This window comes from Nostoc sp. NMS4, from assembly GCF_017115095.1.
Classification (GTDB): domain Bacteria; phylum Cyanobacteriota; class Cyanobacteriia; order Cyanobacteriales; family Nostocaceae; genus Nostoc.
Window position 1 is genome coordinate 1 of record NZ_JABXKI010000401.1, and the last position, 5,401, is coordinate 5,401.

Here is a 5,401-nt window from a genome sequence, read left to right on the forward strand (position 1 = left end):
ATAGGCATGAAATTTAAATTATTTTAACTTTTACCATAAAAGTAGCGCAAGAGCCAATAATCTCATCGCCCGTGATAAATGGCAAGAAGTTAAGAAACTATTAGGAGAAGATTTTGTTCAAAAACATTATGTTGTCAATGATTTACGGTTAGTTGATATTTTTAAAAATGAAATAGGAAAGAGTCAACCAAGAGTGGGAGTATCCCAAGCTAAATATCTTGGTAATCTCATTTCTAAAGATTTTCTCAATAACTTTAGTGCAGCCGATGAACTTAATGAACTTCAGAGTTTTTTAGAGACAGTTTACTTTATGTCTAAAGCTGGTAGTTATTTGCCTTGTCAGCAACTATTAATCAGTAATTCCAATGCTATTGAGGAAAAATTGTTAGTTGATTTTGCACCAGATAGCCGCATCCTCCACACTGAGTATAAGGATACTGCTTTAAATTTATTCTATGCTTGTCGTTCCAGGAGAGACAGTATTTCCAAAGACGAAATTATTAAATGGGCGCTACAGGCAACAACTGAAGAGCAGCGTAAAGCTGTATATATCTATCTCTTGCAGGGAGAGCAACGAGAAGAAATAGCATCTAGCTTATATGCTAATCGACAGCTTTATTGGTTTGCCAATGATAAACAGATAATAGACATACTTGAGCTTATGGTACTGATTGTCATTGAAAGAGGAGACACTTTACCAGCGATAACTATAAATAAAATTCAAGAAGATGAACCAGAAATAGATGATTATAATCCTTTATTTGAAATCCATACTAATTGTACAAGAGATGATTTTTCTTTAGAAAGATCAGCAGAAGATATAGAGGAATTTGCACTTAAATTGCAAGCAGGTTTTAATAGTCAAAATTCTTACTGGAAAGGATACATCTACCACTTTACTCATGTTGAAAATGCTGTTTCAATTCTCACAGGTGAGAAACTACTAGCCAGAAATCTTTGTGGGAACTTCAGCAATTCAGCCGGCGCAAACCTTATCGACCGTACCAGAAGCGATGTAAAAGATTTTGCACGTTTCTATTGCCGACCACAAACTCCAACTCAGTGGCATAATGAAGGGTTAGGCAAACGTAGAGGAAATATTTATGCTCTTTGTCCTGTACCAATTTTCTTCCGCTTCGATCTAAAGCGAGTGCTGGAAACTCATGGCAGCAAATGTGGTATAAGTAGTGGGAATCTTGCAGCTTCAGGCTCTCATTATGGTAACAGTACAACTTTCTTGGAGCAGTGTTTTGATTTTGATCATGTCTATTCTACACTGGCAGCTGGCAAAGAGACTTTTCTGAGAGCATCCCAACAAGAATTTATCGTTCATAATTACCTCGATTTTACTGAGTTTAATTTAGAGGATATAAGTATTATTTGTCGTACAACCCAGGATAAAGATACTTTGCTAAAGCTCATTGGTACAGAATCAAAATATGCTAATCGCGTATTTCAAGAATTGGAAATTGTTCGTGAAGGGAGTTTGTTCTATCATAATAATCCTTATATAACAATTAACGATCGGGGAAATTTTATTGATATCCAAATTGATAACTACGATAAATATGGAAACATTAATGGAGAATTAATTCTTAGCTTTACAGAACAGCTTCCATTTAATAGAGAAATTATTTCGCCGTTTAAGGATATTTCAAAAATTAACTTTGGACAATCTATTAATGTTAGTTCATCTCGTTCTATCCAGCTACAATATAAGCCTAATACTCCTATGAATGTTAGGTTTCAAGAAAATGGTCAAGAATGGTTAATTTATACAAATGAGTCTCAAAATTATTAAAGGCAATTTATTTACTTCAAATTGTCAAACACTAGTCAACACTGTTAACTGTGTGGGGGTGATGGGTGCTGGTATTGCATTGGAATTTCGCTTAAGATATCAAGAAATGTATACATATTATGTAGAAATATGTAATCAAAATTTGATGGATATTGGTAAGCTGTGGCTTTATAAATGTGACAAACATTGGGTTCTTAACTTCCCAACTAAAAAGCACTGGAAGAAACCATCAAAGTTAGAATATCTGGAATTGGGTTTGCAAAAATTCGTCGATACCTACATAGAAAAAGAGATAACTTCTATCGCTTTTCCTCTGCTTGGAACACAAAATGGAGGAATTCCCCAAGAGCAATCTCTAGAAATTATGAATAGGTATTTAGGTGAATGTGAATTACCTATAGAAATATATATATACGATCCTCATGCACCTGATGATATATTTAATGAATTAAAAACTGTTTTTCTTTCACTATCAGATAGAGAAATTTTAGAGGTAACTGGCTTGGGGAAAACATACATTAAAAAAGTCAAGCAAGCAATGCAAGAGGAAAGTATATATAATTTATCTAAATTTTTATCAACGAAAGGAATAGGGATTACTACAGTACAAAAAAGTTTACTCCTACTCCAAAAATTTTACCCAACTATCTTACCTAACACTGACCAATAAATTCTCATTCAAAATCTAGGTGCGGAAATATGAGCGTTCGAGTTGGGTGTTGTTAGTTGACGAGACAGATTGCAATACAAACGACATTAGCGATAGCGAGGAACGAGCGTCAGCTATCCCGAAGGGAATCGCGCGACAAAGGAGCAACTTGACCAAATGCTCAAAACCTAAAAGTATTTGTTAAATTAGCAGTAGACATCACTCAATTTCAGCTTCCTGCCAACCTTTAATCGCTCCTACAATAAAAGCACCTACAGGATTATCAATGGCTTTCTCGAATGCTTGAAGACCACCTTCTTTAACTGCGCTTACAACCCGTTGTTTCCAAATTTGGTCACTTTCTATACGCTCAATAACTTTTGTTGCTACTACCATCTGCCCTGTTGTGGTGTTGGTGGGGTAAGTCTGCTCTAGCTGTTGCAGAAGCTGTTGTATCTCTGCGGCTGCTTCTGCAAGAGTCTGCTTCTGCTCCGAAGGATAGTTGTTTATAGTGCCACCGAGTTGATTTGCCTCAACGTTCTCACTATAGCCAACACCAATTGATGCCCCACTTTGGTTGATATTTATTTTGCGCTCTGACATAGTTTCTACATAATTTTGATTGTTGCTCATGGTAACATTGCCTCCTGCGATAGTGATTCTTTGATGATTAATTACCTGATTACCAAGTTTCTGCCTCATTGCATCTATTACCTTAGTTACTACAGCATCAGTATCTGCACGGAGTTGCAATAAAGAGTCCAAGAAATCTTGGAGATCGTACTCATCATTAATTTCAATTCCGTAATGTGGAGACTGGATCTGCCCAGCAACAAGATGGAAGCGATCGCAAAGAAACCTAATTAATTTCACTGGTTGTTTTATGCTGTTACCAACTTGAAAGTAATGCTCCCAGCTTGCCAGAAACACCTGGTTAACAGTTTTTTGCAGAGAAATATATAGTACAGCAGCATGAGAAGTGTCATGCGCCGAGACAGATGCTGTTATACAACTAGAAAGTAAAGCCTTATCTATTTCACTTTCAAGCACTCTAAAACCAACTATTTGAGCCAAATATGAATCAAAAGGACATATCAACTTAACCAGGGCCAGTTCATCAATAGTCATTTCTTCTGGCAACGGTAGATTTTTCAGCTTCCAAGATACAGAAAGAATTTTTGCTGCATAAATAAATGCCGAGGATAAATGTCCATAATTCGCCATGAACTAATCTCTGTTCTCCCTCTGCTAATACATCCTGCAACCAACGCAAGTCTTCAGGGCGAACCTTTGGGCAAGAGCTTACACCAAGCGATATACCCAACAGTTCTACAGGTCGATAAAAAAACGAAGCTCGATCCGAAGGAAATGCTTCACGAGAGGCCAGCCGCGTCAAACCGTTTGCCCAAGCTGACAAAAAACTCTCACCAAAAACTCTGCCACAAGCAAGCTCATAACCCACAGCAGCAAGAACAGGAGCTTGATGTAGTCGCCTTGGTTCCAAACTGTTAATTGCTGCATCTGTTGCCACACTAAAAGGTGGTTTGCTATCAGCGCGATAAAAAATATAGCGTGCAAAGCCACTTTCTGGTGATTCCCAGTTATAGTTTGCCCCCAGATAATGTGTCAGAAAATCCAATTGATAACCGAAGCTTTTTGCTACTGCATCTGTCATAGAAACCACTTGCTTGCACGAAGTTTGATATTGAGCAATGCAGGTGACCAATCTCGAATATTGCGAAGGCGGGCAAGTAGTTCGGCAATTAGTTCAGAGTAATAGATAGTCACTGGGTTGCTAGCTGGAAGCAAGGAGCGCCACGATAATGATGTATTAGTACACAAAAGTCGGGTATATCTTCCTAGTTGCACAATTATGCCTCGCTGTGGTGCTAATTGTCCTTTCTTAGCACCATCTTTCATAACAATACCTTGTTGCGAGTTATCTAACAGGGTAAACGGGTGTTCGTGAGAAACTGTTAGGAAAGCAAATTCAATGTTTTGTTCTTCTCCAACCTCCGCAACGCACTGTGCCACAATATCTGCAACATCAAGGTTTTTGAAAGGTCTAGCAGCATGAAATACAAGGCGAACAGTATCTCCTGCTTGCCAACCGTTGCGTCGCTTAATGTCCTGTAAAATTGATACAGTAGATGTTTTCAAAATATTTGGATATTCAGAATAAGAACACTCTTGGGAAAGATTGCCCAAGAGGTAGTTCCCATCACCTCTAAAAACTGTTGTGATCCCTACAAACCTTTGTCGCTCAAAGAAGCGACTCCCAGAAAGTTCACAGTTTCCTATGCCGATGACAAGTTCATCACTAATTGTGAGGTCATGATCTACTGTCCAAGGCAACCCGTTCATTTTGGCGTAGAGAGCAACACTGAGATTTTGCAGCGTGTATTGCAGTGAATAACGTGATTGCCCTAGAGTAGATGCCCGAATGCCTTGCACAGGGATTCCAGCCATTAGTAACAGAGCTTTGGACTGAAGATATGGATTTTCTGGGTCTGGAAGCCTTGCATGTTCGTCTAAGAGAATAACAATAGCTGCATCTGGCATGGTTTTTTCTAAAACCTGCGCCACAGCTTCTCTATAAGCGACTGCTGGCGGTTTCTGTTTACTATTGAGCCAGGGAATTTGCCGTAGAGTCAACTTAGGATTAACAAGACCAAAAATTTTGGCAAATCCACCTGAGTATTTGGAGTTTTCCTCCCAATATTCAATCCCATCTTGAAATACTTTTTTCTTGATACTAATTCCGTCTCGAAATGCTTTTAAAAAATTTTCCACTGCACCCTGAACGGTATCTGGAAAAAGAACCAATATTTCTGGGGATTTTTTTGAGAAAATCTCACGACTAAAAGGCCCATATTTCTCAATTCCTTTCCAAGCGTATAGCCCATATTCCGCACTTCAGAATGTAGTATAAAATGCTATATAATTCCTCT

General features: G+C 38.2%; 5 protein-coding genes. 2 read left to right on the forward strand and 3 right to left on the reverse strand.

Annotation, left to right across the window (positions count from 1 at the left end):
- The first annotated feature begins 310 nt into the window (after positions 1-310).
- Positions 311-1,801 carry a DarT ssDNA thymidine ADP-ribosyltransferase family protein gene (locus HWQ37_RS32680; RefSeq protein ID WP_292755280.1) on the forward strand — a complete coding sequence of 497 codons (1,491 nt, stop codon included), beginning with the start codon at positions 311-313 and terminating at the stop codon, positions 1,799-1,801.
- On the forward strand, positions 1,782-2,471 hold the full coding sequence (locus HWQ37_RS32685) for a macro domain-containing protein (protein ID WP_292755282.1): 690 nt from the start codon (positions 1,782-1,784) through the stop codon (positions 2,469-2,471). The genes HWQ37_RS32680 and HWQ37_RS32685 overlap by 20 nt, the downstream gene beginning before the upstream one ends.
- Before the next feature lie 198 nt (positions 2,472-2,669).
- Here HWQ37_RS32685 and HWQ37_RS32690 read toward each other — a convergent pair whose 3' ends face one another.
- The 3 genes from HWQ37_RS32690 to HWQ37_RS32700 are packed head-to-tail and all read right to left on the reverse strand — an operon-like array spanning position 2,670 to position 5,276.
- Entirely contained in the window at positions 2,670-3,674 is a 1,005-nt protein-coding gene (locus tag HWQ37_RS32690; RefSeq protein ID WP_292755284.1) for a hypothetical protein, read from the reverse strand.
- Complete coding sequence (locus tag HWQ37_RS32695; protein ID WP_292755286.1) at positions 3,568-4,125, reverse strand: hypothetical protein; 558 nt, start codon at positions 4,123-4,125, stop codon at positions 3,568-3,570. Before HWQ37_RS32695 ends, HWQ37_RS32690 begins: the two co-directional genes overlap by 107 nt.
- Positions 4,122-5,276, reverse strand: coding sequence for an argonaute/piwi family protein (locus HWQ37_RS32700; RefSeq protein WP_292755288.1), 1,155 nt, complete (start codon positions 5,274-5,276; stop codon positions 4,122-4,124). Before HWQ37_RS32700 ends, HWQ37_RS32695 begins: the two co-directional genes overlap by 4 nt.
- Between the last annotated feature and the right edge of the window lie 125 nt (positions 5,277-5,401).